Source organism: Rhizomicrobium electricum (assembly GCF_011762045.1).
GTDB lineage: Bacteria > Pseudomonadota > Alphaproteobacteria > Micropepsales > Micropepsaceae > Rhizomicrobium > Rhizomicrobium electricum.
On record NZ_JAASQS010000001.1, the window covers coordinates 411,199 to 432,823 of the forward strand.

General features: G+C 61.5%; 19 protein-coding genes. 8 read left to right on the forward strand and 11 right to left on the reverse strand.

What is annotated here, in order from left to right:
- Positions 1 to 11: 11 nt before the first annotated feature.
- Genes FHS84_RS01720 through FHS84_RS01730 form a run of 3 tightly spaced genes read right to left on the reverse strand, consistent with a single transcriptional unit; the run spans position 12 to position 4,230 of the window.
- Positions 12 to 1,649: a carboxylesterase/lipase family protein gene (locus FHS84_RS01720; protein ID WP_166929657.1), complete on the reverse strand. Its 1,638-nt coding sequence runs from the start codon at positions 1,647 to 1,649 to the stop codon at positions 12 to 14.
- Entirely contained in the window at positions 1,646 to 2,950 is a 1,305-nt protein-coding gene (locus tag FHS84_RS01725) for a spinster family MFS transporter (protein ID WP_166929659.1), read from the reverse strand. The genes FHS84_RS01720 and FHS84_RS01725 overlap by 4 nt, the downstream gene beginning before the upstream one ends.
- On the reverse strand, positions 2,944 to 4,230 hold the full coding sequence (locus FHS84_RS01730) for a spinster family MFS transporter (RefSeq protein ID WP_208393636.1): 1,287 nt from the start codon (positions 4,228 to 4,230) through the stop codon (positions 2,944 to 2,946). Before FHS84_RS01730 ends, FHS84_RS01725 begins: the two co-directional genes overlap by 7 nt.
- 353 nt (positions 4,231 to 4,583) lie before the next feature.
- On the opposite strand from FHS84_RS01730, the gene FHS84_RS01735 reads away from it, so the two are divergent.
- Positions 4,584 to 5,855: a glucose/galactose MFS transporter gene (locus tag FHS84_RS01735; RefSeq protein WP_208393637.1), complete on the forward strand. Its 1,272-nt coding sequence runs from the start codon at positions 4,584 to 4,586 to the stop codon at positions 5,853 to 5,855.
- Between the two features lie 28 nt (positions 5,856 to 5,883).
- Positions 5,884 to 8,505 carry a beta-mannosidase gene (locus FHS84_RS01740; protein ID WP_166929663.1) on the forward strand — a complete coding sequence of 874 codons (2,622 nt, stop codon included), beginning with the start codon at positions 5,884 to 5,886 and terminating at the stop codon, positions 8,503 to 8,505.
- On the opposite strand, the gene FHS84_RS01745 is transcribed toward FHS84_RS01740, so the two are convergent.
- The 5 genes from FHS84_RS01745 to FHS84_RS01765 all read right to left on the reverse strand — a co-directional run bounded on the left by FHS84_RS01745 (position 8,498) and on the right by FHS84_RS01765 (position 14,158).
- Entirely contained in the window at positions 8,498 to 8,896 is a 399-nt protein-coding gene (locus FHS84_RS01745; RefSeq protein WP_166929665.1) for a DUF4019 domain-containing protein, read from the reverse strand. The genes FHS84_RS01740 and FHS84_RS01745 overlap by 8 nt on opposite strands.
- Positions 8,897 to 8,987: 91 nt before the next feature.
- On the reverse strand, positions 8,988 to 12,431 hold the full coding sequence (locus FHS84_RS01750) for an efflux RND transporter permease subunit (RefSeq protein ID WP_166929667.1): 3,444 nt from the start codon (positions 12,429 to 12,431) through the stop codon (positions 8,988 to 8,990).
- A complete protein-coding gene (locus FHS84_RS01755) occupies positions 12,428 to 13,423 on the reverse strand; it encodes an efflux RND transporter periplasmic adaptor subunit (protein WP_208393638.1) in 996 nt (331 codons plus the stop codon). The genes FHS84_RS01750 and FHS84_RS01755 overlap by 4 nt, the downstream gene beginning before the upstream one ends.
- A 4-nt stretch (positions 13,424 to 13,427) precedes the next feature.
- Positions 13,428 to 13,742 (reverse strand): rhodanese-like domain-containing protein, encoded by a 315-nt coding sequence (locus FHS84_RS01760; protein ID WP_166929669.1) that lies wholly within the window; start codon positions 13,740 to 13,742, stop codon positions 13,428 to 13,430.
- Positions 13,743 to 13,813: 71 nt separating this feature from the next.
- Positions 13,814 to 14,158: a metalloregulator ArsR/SmtB family transcription factor gene (locus FHS84_RS01765; protein WP_166929671.1), complete on the reverse strand. Its 345-nt coding sequence runs from the start codon at positions 14,156 to 14,158 to the stop codon at positions 13,814 to 13,816.
- A gap of 98 nt (positions 14,159 to 14,256) precedes the next feature.
- On the opposite strand from FHS84_RS01765, the gene FHS84_RS01770 reads away from it, so the two are divergent.
- Positions 14,257 to 15,534 carry an NAD(P)/FAD-dependent oxidoreductase gene (locus FHS84_RS01770; protein ID WP_166929673.1) on the forward strand — a complete coding sequence of 426 codons (1,278 nt, stop codon included), beginning with the start codon at positions 14,257 to 14,259 and terminating at the stop codon, positions 15,532 to 15,534.
- A gap of 13 nt (positions 15,535 to 15,547) precedes the next feature.
- Positions 15,548 to 15,754: a YgaP family membrane protein gene (locus tag FHS84_RS01775; RefSeq protein WP_166929675.1), complete on the forward strand. Its 207-nt coding sequence runs from the start codon at positions 15,548 to 15,550 to the stop codon at positions 15,752 to 15,754.
- A gap of 3 nt (positions 15,755 to 15,757) precedes the next feature.
- On the opposite strand, the gene FHS84_RS01780 is transcribed toward FHS84_RS01775, so the two are convergent.
- Positions 15,758 to 16,084, reverse strand: a complete 327-nt coding sequence (locus FHS84_RS01780; RefSeq protein ID WP_166929677.1) for a DUF134 domain-containing protein — start codon at positions 16,082 to 16,084, stop codon at positions 15,758 to 15,760.
- A 127-nt stretch (positions 16,085 to 16,211) separates the two neighbouring features.
- Here FHS84_RS01780 and FHS84_RS01785 point away from each other — a divergent pair, with 127 nt between their 5' ends.
- From FHS84_RS01785 to treA, 4 genes are all read left to right on the forward strand, one after another.
- Positions 16,212 to 16,595, forward strand: a complete 384-nt coding sequence (locus tag FHS84_RS01785; RefSeq protein WP_166929679.1) for a rhodanese-like domain-containing protein — start codon at positions 16,212 to 16,214, stop codon at positions 16,593 to 16,595.
- 12 nt (positions 16,596 to 16,607) lie between these two features.
- Positions 16,608 to 16,979 (forward strand): NifB/NifX family molybdenum-iron cluster-binding protein, encoded by a 372-nt coding sequence (locus tag FHS84_RS01790; RefSeq protein ID WP_208393642.1) that lies wholly within the window; start codon positions 16,608 to 16,610, stop codon positions 16,977 to 16,979.
- 236 nt (positions 16,980 to 17,215) lie between these two features.
- Positions 17,216 to 17,494, forward strand: a complete 279-nt coding sequence (locus tag FHS84_RS01795; RefSeq protein WP_166929683.1) for a hypothetical protein — start codon at positions 17,216 to 17,218, stop codon at positions 17,492 to 17,494.
- The gene (gene treA / locus FHS84_RS01800; protein ID WP_166929685.1) at positions 17,491 to 19,086 is read left to right on the forward strand and encodes an alpha,alpha-trehalase TreA; all 1,596 of its coding nucleotides are present in this window, start codon (positions 17,491 to 17,493) and stop codon (positions 19,084 to 19,086) included. The genes FHS84_RS01795 and treA overlap by 4 nt, the downstream gene beginning before the upstream one ends.
- A gap of 4 nt (positions 19,087 to 19,090) precedes the next feature.
- Here the strand turns inward: treA and FHS84_RS01805 are convergent, their stop codons facing one another.
- Together FHS84_RS01805 and FHS84_RS01810 are read right to left on the reverse strand one after the other, a co-directional pair.
- Positions 19,091 to 20,689: a 4Fe-4S dicluster domain-containing protein gene (locus FHS84_RS01805; protein WP_166929687.1), complete on the reverse strand. Its 1,599-nt coding sequence runs from the start codon at positions 20,687 to 20,689 to the stop codon at positions 19,091 to 19,093.
- Positions 20,686 to 21,624: an electron transfer flavoprotein subunit alpha/FixB family protein gene (locus tag FHS84_RS01810; RefSeq protein ID WP_166929689.1), complete on the reverse strand. Its 939-nt coding sequence runs from the start codon at positions 21,622 to 21,624 to the stop codon at positions 20,686 to 20,688. Before FHS84_RS01810 ends, FHS84_RS01805 begins: the two co-directional genes overlap by 4 nt.
- Position 21,625 lies beyond the last annotated feature (1 nt).

The window sequence follows — 21,625 nt, forward strand, 5'->3', positions numbered from 1 at the left end:
CCCGTCTCCCCTCAGTTGCACGCGGCCGTCTTGGCCGGGAGCTTCGGCGCAGCCAGTCCGGCATTCCAATTCCACGGCTGAGCGCCGCTGGCACGGCGCCGGCAGACCACCTTCTCGACGAGATCGTACATGCCGGGCATCAGATGGGTCGATGTCTGCGGAGACTGCTGAAAGGCAAGATAGGCCGAGGTCGCATCGTACGCGGGCCATACCGGTGCGTTGGCCGCCTCTGGTTTGCCGGTGCGCATGAAACTGACCCAGTAGCTCATCAGCACTTCGGAGGTGCTCCTTTCTTCCGGCGTTTCAGGCACCTTCGGCCAATACGGCCCGACGCGATCGAAGGTTCCGAACAGATACGGCAGTTCTTCCGCGTGGAAACCGTGCAGGCCGACCGAGTCCGCGGCGGGATAAGCGTGGTCCCAGATATAGAGATAAGCAGGTTGTCCAAGCCGCGTTTGCTTTTTGACCAGCCGTTCGGCTGTCCAGCCGTAAAGCGCATCGCGCGAGGCGGCGAAGATGCTCTCCTGCATATTGCTGCCGGGATAGAGGCGCAGGAAGTCGTCAGCGAGATCCTGATAGCGGTCGCGGATGACGGCTTCATAGTCGGACGCGGAGGCCGGAACTGCGGGCGCCAGAATCCGGAGCGAACGGATTTCGCCGCTATTGAACCCGGCCATCAGCGGCACCGGTGCCTGCTCGCCAGCATCGAGAGTGTCGACGAGTTGGCGCTTCAGCACATGACCATCGACAGCCCCGAACGGCGAAAACCGCGCCATCGCGGCCGCAGTGGTCAACTCTTCGGCGTCCATGGCCCGAAGCGCCTTGATGTCGGGTTTGTGCAAAGCGGCCGCCAAAGCGACGCCCGACTGCTCGGCCGAGGGCAGACCGTATTTCGCTTCTTTCAATTCGGGCGTGGTAATCATGTAGGCGCTCTGCGCGATCGCCTTGGCGAACAAGCCGCGCGCCTCGGGCGAGGCCAGCAGATACATCACCGATAGGCCACCGGCGGATTGGCCGGCAATCGTCACGTTCGCGGGATCGCCGCCGAACGACGCGATATTCTGCTTCACCCATTTGAGTGCCGCGATCTGGTCCAGAATGCCCCAGTTGCCGGAAATTCCCAGCGGGGATTCGGCACTGAGTTCGGGATGGGCAAGGAAGCCGAACACGCCGACGCGATAGTTGATCGAAACCACGACCACGCCATGGGCAGCCAGTTTGGCGCCGTCGTACATACGTTCCGAACTTGAGCCTCCGACCAAGGCGCCGCCATGAATCCAGAAGAACACAGGCGCGTTCTTGGCATCGGCCGGTGCCCAGATATTCAGGGTCAGGCAGTCTTCGCTAAGCGGGCCGGGATCGTCGGTGTAGATGTTGGGCAGCTTGCTGATCGGCTGCATGCAGGCGCTGCCGTAGGCGGCGGCGGATTTGACGCCTTGCCAGCGCGGCATCGGGGACGGCGCCTTCCAGCGCAGTTGCCCGACCGGCGGCAAGGCATAAGGAATGCCCTTGAAGACGCTGATTGCGCCATCGCTCCGCCCCTCAAGCTTTCCGGCCGGCGTATCCACGACCGGATTAGCAACGCAATACGAAGCCGAGAACGCAAGACATGCGGCCGCGGCAATGGCAAGACGGCGAAGCGAGATCATGCGACGGTTTCTCCGACGGTGCGGCTTTCTCGGCGCAGTACGCGCGACAGCCAGAAGAAAAGTACGATGGCCAGAACATAGCACGGCACCAGCGCGAACAGGGCGATCTGCAGCGAATTGTGGAACGCCGCGGCGCGGAAATGATCGCTGACCGCACCGACGAAAGTCGGGCCAAGGCCGAGGCCGATGAAGTTCATCACCATGAGCAGCAATGCGCCCGACATCACCCGCTGATCGGGACGCACTTCCTGCTGCACTAGTGTCACCACGGCAGGCAGATAAAAGAAATTGAGGAACATGCACGCGGACAGGAACCCGAGTGCGACGGGCCAGCCGGGGGACCACAAGAAGCCAATATAGAACGGCAGCGAAATCGACAGCGATATGGCGCCCACCAAGCCGTAGGCTCGCTTCGAGCGCCGGGTGAAATGATCCACCGAGCGGCCGGAGACGAACAGTCCGAGGCTCATCACGATCCCAACCACCAGCGCATACCAGAGCGCCACTTCGTTGAGCGTCATCCCCTTCTCGCGCATCAGGAACAGGACGGTGAAATTGCCGACACCGTAGGTGATCATCTGGGTAGCGCCGCCACCGAGGGCGGCCAACACCAGCGCCCGCCGCGAGAAGAACGTCTTCAACGTTTCGAGGAACCCGGATTTCTTGGCCGACTGGGCCGAGGCCGGATCGAGCCCGCCGCGTTTGGGCTCCTTGACGACAAGAAGGATGCCGATCACGGCGAGAATGCCGACGGCACCAAGGCCGCGGAACGCCATTTGCCAGCTGAACGCCGAGGCGATCGACGCGCCGAAAGCAATGGCGAGCGCCGCGCCGATCGGCAGACCGAGATTGTACAGCCCGAGTGCGGTCCCGCGCCGTCCCGGCGGGAAGTAGTCCGAGATGATCGCATAGGACGGCGGCACGCCGCCCGCCTCGCCAAAACCCACCGCCATATAGGACAGCGCAAACTGGAGATAGCTGACGGCAAAACCGCAGGCCATCGTCGCCCCGCTCCAGATCGCACAAGCACAGGCGAGCACCTTGGAGCGGCTGCTTTTGTCGGCGATATAGCCGACCGGAATCGAGATGAACGTGTAGAAGATCGCGAAATAGAAGCCGCTGATCATGCCGAACTGGCCGTCGGTCAGATGCAGCGAATCCTCGATCGGCTTTGCCAAAATGGCCGGCAACTGGCGGCAAAGAAAGTTGAGGACGTATACGATGGTCAGCATCGCAAGAACCGCCCAGGCGCGCCGGCTAGGGCTTTGCGGCTGCACATTCGACGAAACACTGGTCAACATCCGGCTGTTTCTCCAATTTCACGGCTCTCGCGCCGTAGCACGCGCGCAAGCATCAGGAAGACCGCTATCGCTACGACGTAGAAAAAGAGGCAGGTATAAAGCGCCCAGTGAAGCGAGTGATCCGGCGAATATGCACGCAGGAAATCGCTGGCCGCACCGACATAGGTCGGACCAAGGCCGAGGCCGATGAAATTCATCACAAGAAGGAGCAAAGCACCCGACATCACCCGTTGGTTTGGCCGGACTTCCTGCTGCACCAGGGTGACGGTGGACGACAGATAGAAATAGTTGAAGAACATCGTCAGGCAGAGGAACCAGCATGCTCCGGACCAGCCCGGTGCCGAAAGAAAGGCAATGAAGACGGGAACGGCGAAAATCAGCGACGTCGCGGGGATCACGGCGTAGGCCGAACGCGACCGCTTGGTGAAACGGTCGATCAGCAGGCCACTGGCGACCATGCTTCCGGTCATCCCGACGAACACCACCAGAGAATAATAGACGGCGACCTCGCCGAGCGTCATGGCCTTTTCGCGCATGAGATAAAGAACGGCGAAATTCTGCAGCCCGTAGGTCACCAACTGGGTGATTCCGCCGCCGAATGCCGCCAGCGCCAGCGACGGCCGCGAGAAGAACATCCGGAATGTTGCGAGGAAGCTCGCATTTTCCGGCTCATCTGCGCTGCCGGCATCGAGCCCGCCGCGCGGAGGCTCGCGCACCACGAAAAGCACGGCGATAGCGGCCAGAATGCCGACGCTGCCGAGAACCACGAACGCGTAGCGCCAGCTGAAGGCGGCCGCGATGGAAGCACCGAAAGCCACGCCCAAAGCCGCACCAATTCCCGGACCCGTATTATAGATGCCAAGCGCCGTGCCGCGACGATGAGGCGGGAAATAGTCCGAGATGATCGCATAGGACGGGGGCACGCCGCCCGCCTCGCCGAACCCGACCGTCATCCGCGCGATGGCGAATTGCACGTAGTTGATCGCCAAACCGCAGGACATGGTGGCGGCGCTCCAGAGCGCACACGCCAGCGCCAGCACCTTCGACCGCGACGTCCGGTCGGCGAGATAGCCGATGGGAATCGAGATGAACGTGTAGAAGACGGCGAAGTAGAAGCCGCCGATCAGTCCGAGTTGGCCGTCGGAGAAATGAAGCGTGTCCTGGATCGGCTTGGCGAGGATCGGCAGCAGCTGCCGGTCGAGGAAGTTCAGGACGTACACGAAACACAGCATGCTCAGGACGATCCAGGCACGCGATCCGATCCGAGCGGACTGCGCCATCGGTGGATGTGCGATCTGCCCGGTCTGCCTCGCCGGGGCCGGAGGCAACTGCGACATGATCAGTGGCCGCGGCTACGAGAAATGAGAATTAGTCGCAATTTCCTGCGACCGGTCGACGGATCTGACAGGACTTCGGGCGTGTCGGTATCCACATGCCCCTCCCTTTGAATTGATCTTCCTGGTGTTTTTTGAAGCTCACAATGACCCGCCAAACCGGGACTGTCAACATTCACTCTCTCGTGGGTGAATTTGTCATCTGACAACCCAGGTGGTAGGTGAGAAGATTATTGCCGGATAGGCGCCCCCTCGAGGACGCCAGTAAGATCTTTGTCGCTTATCCCTGGAGGTGCGCCGTGGAATCTCCCGCCAATCAGCCCGAATTGAATGGCGGCAGTCGCCGCATGGCCCTCGGCCTGGTGACGACGCTGTTCTTCATGTGGGGGTTCTGCACCGTTCTCAACGATATCCTGGTGCCGCATCTGAAGGCCGTGTTCGAGATGAACTACGTCCAGACGATGCTGATCCAGTTCACCTTTTTCGGCAGCTACCTGGTCTGGTCGTGGCCGTCCGCCTTGCTGGTCCAGAAGGTCGGCTATCGCCACGCGATCGCGATCGGTCTGTCGGTGATGGGCATCGGCTGCCTGATCTTCCTGCCCGCCGCGCAGGGGCCCTCCTACGCGATGTTCCTCGTGGCGCTGTTCGTGCTTGCCGCCGGCATGACCATTCTGCAGGTGGCCGCCAATCCCTATATCGCGATGCTCGGACCGGAACGGACCGCCTCGGCCCGGCTCAATATGGCGCAAGGCTTCAATTCGGTCGGCACACTGCTGGCGCCGCTGTTCGGCAGCATCCTGATCCTGTCGCAGACGAAGGCGGGAACGATGGCGGCGGGTACGGTCACCTCGTTGGCGGACCGCATGTCCGACGCCCGCGCGGTGCAACTGCCTTATCTCGGAATCGCCGCCGTCTTGCTCGCCCTGTCGGCATTGATGTGGCTGACCCGACTGCCGGACGTCCAGGCACACGAAACCAAAAGCGTCGCCGCCAAGGACAGCATCTGGCGGCACAAACCGCTGGTGATGGGGGCCATCGCCATCTTCGTCTACGTCGGCGCCGAGGTTTCGATCGGCAGCTTCCTCATCAACTACATCACCTCGCCGCATGTCAGCGCGATGACGTCGACCGAGGCTTCGCGCTATCTCAGTTTCTATTGGGGCGGCGCGATGGTCGGTCGCTTCTTTATCGGCGCGGTGCTGATGCGATATGTGCAACCGCCGAAAATCCTCGCCGACAACTGCATCGCGGCGATCGTCCTGGTGATCGTGTCGATCACGACGCACGGACCGCTGGCGATGTGGTCGATTCTGCTCGTCGGTCTGTGCAATTCGGTCATGTTCCCGACCATCTTCACGCTCGCCATCAAGGGCTTGGGACCACTGACCGGACGGGGCTCGGGCATTCTTGTCGCCGCCATCTTCGGGGGCGCGGTGATCCCGATGCTGCAGGCGCGGATCGCGGATTCGGTCGCCCTGACCGTCTCCTTCGCCATTCCGATCCTTTGCTACGCCTATATCTGGCTGTTCGCACGCATGGTCACGGATAAAGCCGACGCCGCCAAGCGCTGATCGCCCGCGACCTCGAGGAAAGAAATCCATGGCCACGACCAAACGCAGCTTCCTCAAGGCATCCGCCGCAGGTGCCATGTTGAGCGTCCTGCCAGGAGTATCCGCCGCAGCCGGGCCCGATCCGGTCGACCGCGTACTGACGAGCGGCTGGCAATTCCGCGAAGCAGGGAACGGCGACTGGCTCGCCGCCACGGTGCCCGGCACGGTGCACACCGATCTTCTCGCCAACGGGAAAATCCCCGATCCGTTCTACCGCACCAACGAGCGCGATCTGCAATGGATCGACAAGAAGGATTGGGAATACCGCACTGCTCTCGATCTCGATGCCGAAACCCTGGCGCACGATCACATCGAACTGGAGTTTCTCGGGCTCGACACCTTCGCTGACGTCTATCTCAACGACGTTCAGATTCTCAAAGCCGACAACATGTTCCGCCGCTGGACCGTGGACATCAAAGCACAAGCCAGACCCGGCGCGAACGCGCTGCGCGTGGTGCTGCGTTCGGCGGTGCAAGAAGGACTGAAGAGGCTCGAAGCCCACGGCTATCCGCTGCCGGCGGTGGTCGACTGGAGCGAGATCGGCGGGCTCGGCGACAAGCATGTCAGCATGTTCGTGCGCAAAGCCGGGTATCATTTCGGCTGGGACTGGGGCCCGCGTTTCGTCACCAGCGGCATCTGGCGGCCGGTGCGGTTGCGGACGTGGAACGCGGTGCGGATCGCCGATTTCCATATCGTCCAGAACAGCCTGTCACCGACCGAAGCGCGTTTGACCGCCGCGTTCGAGATTCTTGCCGACGCGGCAGAGCAAGCGCTGATCGAAGTGCAGAGTCCGACCGATGCGAGCGTCAAGGCGCGCACGAGCGTAAGCCTGCTGCCCGGCCGCAATACCGCGAAACTGGAATTCACCGTTGCCAAGCCGCGGCTGTGGTGGACCAACGGCCTCGGCGAAGCCTTTCTCTACGAATTCGCGGGACAGCTTACGACGGCCAGCGGACGCGACCGCAAAGCCGTGAAGACCGGCCTGCGCACCCTCAATCTGGTGCAGAAACCAGACGCAAACGGCACCAGCTTCGCATTCGAACTGAACGGCGTACCGGTGTTCATGAAGGGGGCCAACTACATTCCGAACGACAGCTTCCTGCCGCGCGTGGGCCACGCCACATACGAGCATATCGTGCGGTCGGCCGCCGACACCCACATGAACATGCTGCGCGTCTGGGGCGGCGGCATTTACGAGAACGACGAATTTTACGATCTGTGCGACCGCCACGGCATTCTGATCTGGCAGGACTTCATGTTCGCCTGCACCATGTATCCGGGCGACCAAGCCTTCCTCGACAATGTCCGCGAAGAAGCCATCGATAACGTCAAGCGGCTCCGGGGCCACGCCTGCATCGCCCTATGGGTGGGCAACAACGAAATCGACACCGCCTGGCAGAACGACGTGCCGAACGGCGGCTGGAAGTGGAAGGAAAACTACTCCGAGGCCCAGCGCAAAGAGATGTGGGCGACTTATTCCGCCATCTTCCATCACATCCTTCCCGACGTCGTAACGGCACATGATCCGGAGCGGTCCTACTGGCCGTCATCTCCGCTCGCCGCCTGGGACGGCAAGGATGGTGTGAAGCACGCCGACCTGACCACCAAACTGCAATCGGGCGACATCCATTCGTGGGGCGTGTGGTGGGCAGCACGGCCGTTCTCGAGCTATCGCACCTATGTCGGACGGTTCATGAGCGAGTATGGGTTCCAATCGTTCCCGGAATTGAAAACCATCGCGGCGTTCGCCCAACCGGGCGACTACGACATCTTCTCCGACGTTCTCAAGGCGCATCAACGCTCCTACATCGGCAACGGCACGATCAAGACCTATATGGAGCGAGACTACAAAGTACCGAAGGACTTCCGGCAATTTCTTTACATCGGTCAGGTGCTGCAAGCCGAAGGCATCAAGGTGGCGATGGAAGCGCACCGGGCCAGGAAGCCGTTCTGCATGGGATCGCTGTTCTGGCAGATCAACGATTGCTGGCCGGTCGCCTCGTGGAGCAGCATCGACTATTACGGCCGCTGGAAGGCGTTGCAGTATTTCGCACGCAAGTCCTATGCGCCCGAACTCGTCACGATGAGCGCCGAAAACGACACGGTGAAGATCGCTGTGGTCAGCGACCGCCTCAAAGACCGGCAAGCCACCCTCACCCTCCGGCTGATGGATTTCCACGGCAAGATCCTGAGGACTATCAAACAATCGCTTATCGTGATGGCCAACAGCGTGGCGGATTTCACGATGCCGGTGACAGACGTGCTCGGCGGTGCGCCAGAGAGTGCGGTGCTGCTGCACGCAAGCCTTGCCGCCGGTCCCAAAGTGCTCGCTGAGGACGTGCTTTACTTCGCCCCAGTGAAGGATCTCGTCCTGCCGTCCGCGACGGTGAAGACGACCGTCAAGGTCATCGGCAATGAAACGGCCATCGCGGTGTCTTCACCGGCGCTGGTGAAGAACCTTTACTTCAGCTACGACGAGACCGATGGGTTCTTCAGCGACAACTACTTCGATCTTCTGCCGGGAACGACCAAGGTCGTGCACTTCAGGCCCGCCGGGGCAAAGCCGCCGCGGCAGGCGCCGAAGCTGATGCACATGGCCGAGATCACTTGACGAAGTAGCCCGCGACTTTCCACTCGCCGTTTTCGAGCTTGAGGATGACGGTCTCGGTGGCGCTTTGGTTCATTGCGAACTTGGTGCTCAGCACGATCACGATGTACTTGCCGAACGGCGCCGCAGGCAGCGTTTCGGTCGGTGTCACGCTTTTGGCGCTACGGGACAAGGGCGGCCCGACCGTGTCGCGGACCGCTTTGACCATCGGAGCCCACTGCTCCTTGGTGATCTTGGACTTGAAGTAGTCGCTGGCGGTGTCCCAACTCTGGTCGTATTTGCCGGCATCGATCAACCCAAGCCAAGCGTTGCAGGCATCACCGTAGTTGGCTTGCTGCGCATGAGCGGCGATGGGCAGCAAAAGCGCAAATGCGAGAATCGTCAGGAATTTCATAGCCGGAACCCCCTCCAGGCGTGATCGTGGGGGTCCAGTATAACATTCATTATTTAGTTAGTGAACTACTACCTTTCCACGGCGTAGCGCATCAATGGGCGCGCCGACGGGCAATGAAGCCGGCGGCCCGGTGTTCCCATGACCAGAAAATCCGAACCAAATAGCTCCATAGTTTCATAAGGACGGGCTTCAGCCAGACGGCGATGCGGTCACGCCGGACAAGCAGCACGTCTAGGCCGCGACGCAGCCTTGGCTCGGCATCGTTCCGCCAGATAGTGCTGGCCGAGGCGCCTGCCCTTTCCATGGCACGGTGCAGCCGCGACGGGGCCGGCGGCTGCGGCCGTTCGGGATCGCGCAGCCAGACATAGATCGCCGGTATCACCAGCACGGTCAGCAGCGTCGACGAGGCCAAGCCAAACAGCAGCGAGATGGCGAGGCCCTGGAAAATCGGGTCGGTGAGAATGGTGGCGGCGCCGATCATGGCGGCCAGCGCGGTGAGCAGGATCGGGCGGAAGCGCGTAGCGCCCGCGTCGAGCAGCACCTGCTTGAACGGCTTGTCGCCATGCTGGCCGTGGCGAATGAAGTCCACCAGCAGGATCGAATTGCGCACGATGATGCCGGCGAGCGCGATGAAGCCGATCATCGAGGTCGCGGTGAACGGCGCGCCGAACAGCCAATGGCCGATGACGATTCCGATCAAGGTCAGCGGCACCGGCGTCAGAATCACCAGCGGCAGCTTGAACGAACCGAACTGCGCCACTACCAGAATGTAGATGCCGAGCAGCGCCACGCCGAACGCCGCGCCCATGTCGCGGAAGGTGACATAGGTCACCTCCCACTCGCCGTCCCAGAGCAGCGACGGCTTGGTTTCATCCGTCGGCTGGCCATGCAGAAGGATTTGCGGCTGCGGCAGACCCTTCCAGTCGTGCTTCTTGATGAGATCGTTGACCGCACCCATACCGTAGATCGGTGCCTCGTAAGCGCCGGCCAGTTCGGCGGTGACCATATCGGCGTAATGCATGTCGCGACGGAAGATGGTCGGCGTGCCGGGCTCGCGGTCGATGTGAACGATGTCGCCCAACTCCACCACCGCCTTGTTGCCGGGAATGGCATTGGCGGGGATCGGCGTCGATTCCAGCTTGCGCGTCCATTCGAGATCGTTCTTGGGCAGCCGCACCACAATCTTCATCGGATCGCGATCTTCGCCGCGATGGGAATAGCCGACAGCAACGCCGCCGAGGATCGCTTTCAACGTGTCGTAAACGTCCGATTGCTCGACCCCGAAGTATTCCAGCTTATCCTGATCGATGGTCACGCGCAGGCGCGGCCGCGGCTGGCCGTAGCTGTCGTCGACATCGACGATGAACGGCACCGATTTGAAGAGCTTCTTGACCTCCTCCGCTTCGGCGCGGCGGGTTTTGGAATCCGGGCCGTAAATTTCGGCAAGCAGCGTCGACAGCACCGGCGGTCCAGGCGGCACTTCCACGACCTTGATGACCGCACCGGCAGGCAGCTTCACATTCGCCAACTGCTTGCGCAGATCGAGGGCGATAGCGTGACTTTCGCGCGAGCGTGCGGACTTGTCGGTCAGATTGACCTGCAACTCGCCCATTTCCGGCTTTTCGCGCAGATAGGAGTGGCGAACGAGGCCATTGAAGTTGAACGGCGCCGGCGTGCCGGCGTAGGCCTGGATCGAGGTCACTTCCGGCAGCCTCTGGGCGACGGCGGCCGCTTCGAACAGCACGCGCGCCGTGTCTTCGACCGTAGCGCCTTCGGGCAGATCGACCATCACCGAGAGTTCGGATTTGTTGTCGAACGGCAAGAGTTTTACGGTGACGTTCTTGGTCACGAACAGAATGCAGACCAGTCCGGTCGCGATGGCGACATACTTCAGGAATTTCTTGGAGTTCTCGCGGCTCGAAATGATCGGCCCGGCAATACGGCGATAGAAACGGCCAATAGCCCCTTCGGTGTGCGGCTCGTCCTTGAGAGAACCCTTGCCGTCCTTACCGGAGAGCTTCAACAGCGCCCATGGCGCCACCACCATGGCGACAAAGAACGAAAACAGCATCGCCGCCGAGGCGTTGGCCGGGATCGGCGCCATATAAGGGCCCATCATGCCGGAGACGAACATCATCGGCAGCAGCGCCGCGATGACCGTCAGCGTGGCGACGATGGTGGGATTTCCGACTTCGGCCACCGCTTGAATCGCGGCTTGAAGCCGGGTGCGGCCGTCATTCATATCCCAATGACGGGCAATGTTCTCGATTACGACAATGGCATCGTCGACCAGGATACCGATAGAGAAAATGAGCGCGAACAGGCTGACGCGGTTGATGGTGTAGCCCATCAGGTTCGCGGCAAACAGCGTCAACAGGATCGTTGTCGGGATGACGATCAACGTCACCGCTGCCTCGCGCCAGCCGACCACGAAGCCGATCAACAGAACAATGGAGACGGTCGCGAGGCCCAGATGGAACAGAAGCTCGTTGGCCTTGTCGTTGGCGGTCTTGCCGTAATCGCGGGTGACCTCGGCATTGATGCCGGCAGGAATGATATTGCCGCGCAGCGTATTGGTCCGCTCGATGAGTTGCTCGGCCACCACCACGGCGTTGGCACCGTTGCGCTTGGCAAACGCGATGCTCACCGCCGGAACGGTGGACCAGCTCTTGCCTACCCGGTTGATCGACCAGACGCGATGTTCGGCCGGACTCGGCCCCACGATAACCGTCGCCAAATCGCGGACATAAACCGGACGGCCGTCGCGCGTCGTGACCAACAACAGACCGATGTCGGGAAGGCCGTTCAGCGTCTTGCCGGCGACGGCTTCGACCATGCGGCCACTGTCGCGCAACTGCCCAGCAAGAAACGCCTGATTGGCGCCTTTGATCTTGGCTTCGAGCTGCTGCAGCGTAACGCCGTAAAGCGCCAGCTTTTCGGGATCGGGCTCGACGCTGATTTCGTCGGCGGAGCCGCCCTGGATATAGGTCAGGCCGACATTGTCGACCTTGGCGAGTTCGGCCTGGACCTTGGTGGCGAGCTGATAAAGGTCCTTCTCGTTCCAGTGCGGCGCAGCTTCCGGTGTCGGCGAGAGCGTGAGGACTTCCACCGCCACGTCATTGATGCCGCGCGCAACGATCAAAGGCTCGGGAATGCCGAGCGGGATGCGATTGTAATTCGCCCGCACCTTGGCCTGGACCCGGACGATGGCTTCGTCTTCGTTGGTGCCGGTCAGAAAACGCGCAGTGACGACAACGCGGTCATCCTGGGTCTGACTGTAGACGTGCTCGACACCCGGAATGCCTTTGACGATCTCCTCCAGCGGCTTGGTGACCAATTCGGCCGCGTCGGGACCCTTGAGCCCATCGGCGGTGACGAAGATGTCCACCATCGGAACGCTGATCTGCGGCTCCTCCTCGCGCGGAATGGTGATCACCGCGATAAGGCCGAAGACCACCGCCGCCATCAGGAAGAGCGGCGTCAGGGGCGAACCGATGGTCGCCCGCGTCAGCTTGCCGGAGAATCCGAGTTTCATGGCTTGAGCAGCCTGTCGCCAGGGTTGAGACCGGACAGGACTTCAATGGTGTCGGCTTTGCCGGGACGATGAATCGTCTGACCGCGCTGGATCGGAACATCGAGAGACTGGCTTCCGGTCCACAGCCTGGCGTAATCGATGCCCGACCGCGTGGCGATCAGGTTCGACGGCACAACGATGGCCTTGCGCTGACCGGCACTGACCCAAACGCGCACCCGCTCATTGACAAAATAATCGCCGAGTTCCTGCACCGTCGCATCGGCTACGACATGGCCGTTGTCGATTTCGGGATAGACCAGGCGGACGACGCCGAAGTGCGCGCCGTTGAGACCGATATCGGCACCATCGAGACGAACCGGTTGGCCGACCTTGATGTCCCGCGCATGGCGTTCCGGAACCTGCAAACGCAGCACGAAGTCGCCTTGGGCCACGGTCGCGACCGTATCGCCCTGCAGCAACACGGAGCCGGCGGTTACCGGAACAGTGATGATGCGGCCGGATTGCGGGGCCAGAATCTCGCCTTCATGGGATTGTTGGGTGACGACGGCGCGCTGCGCGGTGTAGGCACTGACCGTCGACTGGGCCACGTTCAGCGCGGTACGCGCCTGATCGAGTCCGGATTTCGAAATGGCGTTCGCCGCCATCAGGCGCTGGGCGCGATCGTAATCCGCCTTTGCCTGGGCCAATTGCGCCTGCGCCGCCGCGACCTGTGCACCATAGGACGAAGCCTGGAAGCCCAGCTTCTTGTCGCTGACGACCGCTATTACTTGGCCTTGCTCGACATGATCGCCCTGCCGAACCTTGAGCTCGACGATAGTACCGCCGATGCGGGCGCGCGCCGGAACGACATTGGCCGACTGCACCGTGGCGAACACCGCCTTCTCGTCCGCCACCATGGTGGACTGGACCTGATAGGTCTTCGGCGGCACAGGCGGAGGAGCTGGCTGCGTACCGAAACCAAGAAACGAGAAAAGGCCGGCTAGGATCAGCATGGCATCACCTTTCCACGGGTAGTCCCGCGGCCATCCAAGCCTGGATGCCGCCTCTCATATGACTGTCGACCGCGATACCCGCCGCTTGGCAGGCCGCCACGGCGCGTGCGGAGCGCCCACCCACTCCGCAGTGCAGAACGATGCGCTTTTGTCCGGCGCCGGGCAACGTATGCGGATCGAATTGGGACAGCGGCACCAGCACAGCACCTTTGATATGAGCACTAGCGTATTCGGCGGGTTCGCGTACATCGATCAGCATGATCTCGTTCTTGCCCAGGAGATCGGCAACTTCAGCGGGTTCGAGGTTCTTGAGGGTCATTGCATTCTTCTCCTGACTCTGGGCCCAAAGGCGCGCCACATCGCGCAGAAAACTAGATAATCCCATTGGAATCACTTGCCTTTCCGTGACTTGTTCGCGGGTCCGCATATCCGCTCGGGCGCGCAGAAGGCCTGATACAGCGTCTCGATAATCCGGCGGGCCGGCTCGCTGTCGATCGAATAGAAGATCGTCTGGCCGTCGCGGCGCGTTGAGACCAAGCCGTCCTTGCGCAAGAGCGCCAGGTGCTGGGAAACCGTCGAGTCGCGGAGATCGAGCAGGGCCGCAAGCTCGCCGACCGACCGTTCACCGTCGATCAATTGGCAAAGAATCATCAGCCGGTGGCGATTGGCCATCGCCTTCAAAAGCTCCTCCGCCGCACTGGCCGAGGCATGCATCTGGTCGGGTTCTATTTTCATAGTTGCGTATCTACGCATGTTAGTATATATTGTCAAGACAAAATGCGCCGGCGAGCGCAAAAGCAGCGGCTTCAATGCCGCAGATTTGGGAGACAGGAATGGCTGAAATCATGGTCCTGGGCGCGGGGCTCGGCGGCACCATCATGGCTTACGAACTTCAGGGAGTTTTGCGGCCCGGCGACCGGCTGACCTTGATCGGCCAGGACAGCCGCTATCACTTCGTCCCCTCCAATCCCTGGGTTGCCGTCGGATGGCGCAAGCGTTCCGATGTCGAGATCAATCTCAAGGCCGTGATGGCCAAGAAAGGGATCGAATTCATCGCCCAAGGCGCCAAGCGCGTGCATCCGGCGGAAAACCGCATCGAACTCAACGACGGCAGCAGCCTTCATTACGATTATCTTGTGCTCGCAACCGGTCCGGAACTGGCGTTCGACGAAATCGAAGGCCTCGGTCCCGATGGATTCACCCAATCCATCTGCCACATTGATCACGCCGAGAAGGCGCAGGCTGCGTTCGAGACGTTCGCCGAAAATCCCTCGCCCATCATTATTGGCGCTGCGCAAGGCGCATCCTGCTTCGGCCCGGCCTATGAATACGCCTTCATCCTCGACACCGAACTAAGGCGCCGCAAAATCCGCCACAAGGTGCCAATGACCTTCGTCACCTCGGAACCCTATATCGGCCATCTCGGTTTGGACGGCGTCGGCGATACGAAGGGTATCCTCGAAAGCCAACTGCGCGAACGCCATATCAAATGGATCACTTCGGCCAAGGTGCAGAAGATCGAAGCCGGCAAGATGATCGTCGAAGAATTCGGAGACGACGGTGCCGTAAAGAAGGCGCACGAACTGCCGTTCGGCTTCTCGATGATCCTGCCGCCGTTCCGCGGCGTGCCAGCGGTACGCGGCATCGAAGGGCTGACAAATCCGCGGGGCTTCGTCCTGGTCGACAAGCACCAGCGCAATCAGAAGTTCCCGAACGTATTCGCCATCGGCGTCGGCGTAGCCATTCCGCCGCTCGGACCCACCCCGGTACCGGTGGGCGTACCCAAGACCGGCTTCATGATCGAATCCATGGTCACCGCGACGGCCCACAATATCGGGGCCCTTCTGAAGAGTGAGACTCCGCACGAAGAAGCCAGCCTCAACGCCGTATGCCTTGCCGATTTCGGCGACCGCGGCGTGGCCTTCGTCGCCGAACCGCAAATCCCGCCGCGCAACGTCAACTGGTCGGCGAAGGGCCATTGGGTCCACTTCGCCAAAATCGGTTTCGAGAAATACTTCATGCGCAAGATCCGCACCGGCGAGAGCGAACCCTTCTACGAACGCTGGATCATGGAAGCGCTCGGCATCTCCCGCCTCGCCCGCCCCCGCTGAAAAGGAGTTTTGAATGAACGTCGATAGAGCCGTATTCGTTTTCGCCGGACTGGTGGTGCTTGCAAGCCTCGGCCTTGGTCTTCTCGTGAGCCCGTGGTGGTTCCTGCTGACGGCCTTTGCCGGCCTCAACATGATTCAGGCCGCATTCACCGGTTTCTGTCCTGCCGCGATCATCTTTGCCAAGCTCGGCCTCAAGCCCGGTGCTGCATTCGGCAAATAGCCGTCAGCGTCCGGCCTTGCCTGCGACGGAGGAGCCGTCGCAACAGCGTTGGAAATCGCCGCCGCCGATTTGCAAAGCAGCCCCTTCGGCCAAGGCTCTCGCTACGGCAGCGCGCGCGCTTGCCAAGACGCGACTGAAGGTCGGGCGCGAGATGCCCATCTGCTGCGCCGCCGCCTGCTGATCGAGGTGCCGGTAATCGGCCAGCCGGATCGCTTCCCATTCCTCGTCCTTGAGCGTCACGATCTGAAGCTCACATAGCGGAATGCCACGCGGCTTGAAAAAGCGCGCCGAAGGCGTCGAGCGGATGATGCGGCACTTGCGAGGTCTCATGGCCCAGCCGATCCTGCGGCGCGGAATGTGCGACCATCCGGCGCCAATGGACATTTGAACGTATGTTCATAACCGCGCTATAAGCTATCGTCAACGAGGCGCCGCAGCGGTGCAAGGAGGGAAGATCATGACCAGCATGAAAGCGTTCTTCATCGCGTCGGCTTTGGCGGCAGCGAGTCTGATGCCGTCGGCTGTAGCCCAGACGGCACCCGCACAAGTCCCCCTGATCGAACCGGCCCAGGTGCGCACACTGATGGCACCCGGCTCCAAGATCACCGTCGTCGATGTCCGCACGCAGGCCGAATGGGATCAGGGCCACATCAACGGGGCGATCCTGATGCCACTCGACCAGCTGCCCAACACCTATTCCAAATTGCCCAAGACTGGGAAGCTGATCGTCTATTGCCGTTCGGGCCATCGCAGCGGGCAGGCGGTGCAGTTCCTGCTCGCGCACGGCTACACCAATGCCGTCAGCATGAACGGCGGCTTTATCGCCTGGTCGCAGAAATAGTTGGAGAATACCGTGAAGTTTGCCGTTGCCAGCGATGACTTTCAGTCCGTTTCCGGTCATGCCGGTCACGCCGCCCGCTTTCTTGTGTTCGAAGCCGAAGCCGGCCAAGAGCCGGTGGAAGTCGCCCGGATTGATCTCACCGAAGATCAGACGATCCACAACTTCCAGGGCGGGGCCCACCCGCTCGACGGCGTCGAGGTACTCATTGCCGGCAGCGCCGGCAGTTGCTTCGTCGAACGCATGCAGTCGCGCGGCATCGCCACCGTGGTGGCGAAAGGTATCACACCGGCAATGGCGGTGACGGCCTATCTGGCCGGCGTCATCAGACCTCTCACCGAGGCCGGCGCCTGCGAATGCAGCGGCGGACACCATCACCAGCACTGAACAAAAGGGAGCCTTCGGGCTCCCTTTTTCGTTGGAAGACATGCTTCACGAGCAAACGGCAGGGTCATGGCCTTCGCCACTTCCCTGCCGTCTATTGTAAGAAGGTCATCTTTCGATGCTCTATCTTACGCCATATCAACACCCGAGCCCCGATGGGGTTCCAGGGAACCAAAGAAAAAATCGCACCCTTGCGCTTTCCTGCTGTCGAACGCAGAGTTCGCGCGGGAGAGACGACCATGACGGCTCTGCGCCTGCTCGTAGCGATGCTCGCTGCCGGATTGGTCGCGAATGCAGAGGCCGTCCGCACCCCACAACAGTTATATGGACCGCTCTACCGCGCCGTAGAAGAAGCCCATCTCTTTCTCGACAGCAAGGAATTCGCCGATGCGTCGCCGAAGGCTTCGCCTGACGCCATACCCGAGCCCCGATGGGGTTCCAGGGAACCAAAGAAAAAATCGCACCCTTGCGCTTTCCTGCTGTCGAACGCAGAGTTCGCGCGGGAGAGACGACCATGACGGCTCTGCGCCTGCTCGTAGCGATGCTCGCTGCCGGATTGGTCGCGAATGCAGAGGCCGTCCGCACCCCACAACAGTTATATGGACCGCTCTACCGCGCCGTAGAAGAAGCCCATCTCTTTCTCGACAGCAAGGAATTCGCCGATGCGTCGCCGAAGGCTTCGCCTGACGCCATCATGACGGACTGGCGTCAGTCAGCACCGCAGACGCCGGCCGCACTGAAGTCGTTTGTCGCCGACCATTTCACAATGCCGGAACAAACGACGGTTCCCAACGGCCCGTCCGATACCCGTCCGCTCAGTGTGCATATCGATGCGCTGTGGTCGCACCTCGTACGCCGCACGCCAACGGCGCCGCCGAATTCTTCGTTGCTGCCGCTGCCCTACCCTTATGTCGTGCCCGGAGGACGTTTCCGCGAAATCTATTACTGGGACTCATATTTCACCATGCTGGGTCTCGTCGAAAGCGGGCGGCAGGATCTCGTGCGCGACATGGTGCGCAACTTCGCCCATATGATCGACGCCTACGGCCACATTCCCAACGGCAGCCGTACTTATTATCTCAGCCGTTCGCAGCCGCCGTTCTTTTTCGCCATGGTGGGTCTTGTCGATCCGGATGACCCCGCAAAAATCTATGCGCAATACTTGCCGCAACTGAAAGCCGAGTACCGTTACTGGATGCGCGGCGCCATCAATCTCAAGCCGGGAGAGGCCCGCGAGCGCGTTGTGGCGCTTTCCGACGGTACCATCCTCAACCGCTACTGGGACGACAGCGACACGCCGCGCGACGAATCCTTCCGCGAAGACGAACAGCTGGCGCGAGCCTCGTCGCGGCCGCACAACGAAATCTATCGCAACGCCCGCGCGGCAGCCGAAAGCGGCTGGGATTTTACGGCGCGATGGTTTGACGACGGCAAAACGCTCACCTCCATCGTCACGACCGAAATCGTTCCCGTCGATCTCAACAGCCTGATCTTCGGGCTTGAGGACGCGATCCACCTAGGCTGCGAACGCGTGCGTGACACGGCCTGCGCCCATGAGTATGCGGACCGGGCCGCCAAGAGGCGTAATGCCATCAACACATATTTGTGGGACGACAAACTCGGCGCCTACGGCGACTGGCGCTGGACGCAGAAGCGCTTTACCGGCACCCTCTCCGTTGCAACGTTCTATCCCCTCTTTTTCGGCGTCGCCAATGCGGACCGCGCCGCAAGCGTGGCCGAAGCAGGCCGCAAATCGTTGCTCCGGCCCGGCGGCCTCGTCAGCACACCCATCACTACCGGTGAACAATGGGACGCGCCAAACGGCTGGGCGCCGCTGCAATGGATGGCGGTTGGCGGCCTCAGGCGCTATCACAACGATCTCGCTGCGGTGATTTCCTGCCGTTGGATCGTCAACGTGAACGCCGTGTATCGGCGCACCGGCAAGCTGGTCGAAAAATACGACGTGGTCACGCCGAACCGTCCCGGCGGCGGCGGCGAATACAAGCTGCAGGACGGCTTCGGCTGGACCAACGGCGTCACGCGCAAGCTGATGACCGTCTACCCCGCCTACGCGCGCTTCACTGCCGCCGATCGGTGTCCGGCAACCTGATCGCTCACATGTTCGGGTAGTTCGGTCCACCGCCGCCTTCGGGAACCGTCCAGACAATGTTCTGCGTCGGATCCTTGATATCGCAGGATTTGCAGTGGATGCAGTTCTGCGCGTTGATCTGCAGCTTGGGACCCTCGACGATCTCATAAACGCCTGCGGGGCAATAGCGCTGCTCCGGCGCATCATAGAGCTTAAGATTGACCGCGACCGGGACCGACGCATCCTTCAACTTCAGATGTGCGGGTTGGTTTTCCTCATGATTGGTATTGGAGAGGAACACCGAACTCAAGCGATCGAACGTGATCTTGCCGTCGGGCTTGGGATAAAGGGGCGGCACGCTCGTGGCTGCGGATTTGAGGCGCGTATGATCGGGCTTGTGATGAAACGTCCACGGCGCGCGGCCGCGCAGGATATAGGTGTCGAGCGCGCCATAAGCGAGCGCGGGGAACAATCCCCATTTGAACGCAGGCTTGATGTTGCGGACGTGATGCAGTTCGCGCCACAACCAGCTTTGCCGGAGGCGCTCGGGATAACTTGCGGCTTCGGGGGCACCGGCATCGAGCGCATCGGCAACCGCTTCGGCCGCAAGCATGGCCGACTTCATCGCGGTATGGCTGCCCTTCAATTTCGGCACATTGAGGAAGCCGGCCGTATCGCCGACCAGAACGCCACCCGGAAAGGTCAGCTTGGGGATGGATTGCCAGCCGCCGGCGGAAATCGCGCGCGCGCCATAAGAAATGCGCCGACCGCCTTCGAGCGTCGAACGGATCAGTGGATGCAGCTTGTAGCGCTGGAACTCGTCGAACGGCGACAAATACGGGTTAGCGTAATCGAGCCCAACAACGAATCCGACCACGACCTGATTGTTCTCGAGATGATAACAGAACGAACCGCCATAGGTGTTCGGATCGAGCGGCCAGCCGACGGTGTGGACGATCTTTCCGGGCTGGTGTTTGGCCGGCTCGACTTCCCACAATTCCTTGAAGCCGATGCCGTAGACCTGCGGATCGACACCATCGCGCAAACCGAAACGATCGAACAGCGTGCGGGTCAGCGAGCCGCGGCAGCCTTCAGCGAAGATCGTCTGGCGTGCGACGAGTTCGACACCGGGCGTATAGGATGCGGTTTTCTCGCCATCCTTGCCGATCCCCATATCGCCCGTGGCGACGCCGATAACGCGACCGTCTTCATAGAGAATTTCAGCCGCAGCAAAGCCGGGGAAGATCTCCACGCCCAACTCTTCGGCTTGTTGCGCCAGCCAGCGGCAGAGATTGCCGAGACTGATGATGTAGTTACCGTGATTGCGCATGGTCGGCGGCGTCGGCAGCTTCAGCGCGCGGGTCTGGGTGAGGAAATAGAAGCCGTCCTCGCCCGCGGGCGTATTGAGCGGGGCGCCTTTGGCTTTCCAATCGGGAAGCAGCTCGTTCAGTGCCCGCGGTTCGAACACCGCGCCGGACAGAATGTGCGCGCCAACCTCGGAGCCTTTTTCCAGCACGCAAACCGACAACGCCGGGCGGAGCTGCTTCAGCCGGATAGCCGCCGTGAGGCCGGATGGGCCGGCGCCCACAACGACGACGTCAAATTCCATGCGCTCGCGCGTCATCGGTTCGACAGAAGCTCACAGAGTTTCGGCAGTTCGGTGAACAGATCGCCGACAAGACCGTAATCGGCGATCTGGAAAATCGGCGCTTCTTCGTCCTTGTTGATGGCGACGATGACCTTCGAGTCCTTCATGCCGGCGAGATGTTGGATGGCACCGGAGATGCCGACCGCGATGTAAAGATCGGGCGCGACGATCTTGCCCGTCTGGCCGACCTGGAAATCATTGGGCGCATAGCCGGCATCGACCGCAGCACGGCTGGCGCCGATGGCGGCACCGAGTGCATCGGCGAGTTTTTCCATCAGAACGAAGTTTTCCTTCGAACCGAGACCACGGCCGCCGGACACCACGATGCGAGCGGCGGTGAGTTCCGGGCGTTCCGACTTGACGACTTCGCGGCCGACGAAGGCCGACTGCGCCGGATCTGCGGCAGGAGCGACCGTTTCGACGGAGGCCGAACCGCCCTCTTCCGCGGGCGAGAACGCGGTGGTGCGGACGGTGATGACCTTGCGCTTGTCCTTGGTCTGCACCGTCGCCAGCGCATTACCCGCGTAGATCGGGCGAACGAAGGTATCGGGCGCCTTCACCGCAACGATATCGGAGATCTGCATCACGTCGAGCAAGGCGGCGACACGCGGCATCACGTTTTTGCCGAACGTCGTGGCAGGCGCCAGGATCGCGTCATAATTCTCCGCGAGCGAAAGGATCAGTGCCGTCAAAGGCTCGGCGAGACCCTGTTCGTAGGCGGGTGCATCGGCGTGAAGCACTTTTTCCACACCGGTGATGCGCGCCGCGGCGGATGCGACTTCCGTCGCGCCTTTACCAGCGACCAGCACATGCACGGAACCGGAGCCGAGTTCCTGCGCGGCCGTGACCGTGGTGCGCGTAGCCGGCGAAAGCAGAGCGCTGTCGTGTTCGGCGAGGACGAGAACGGCCATG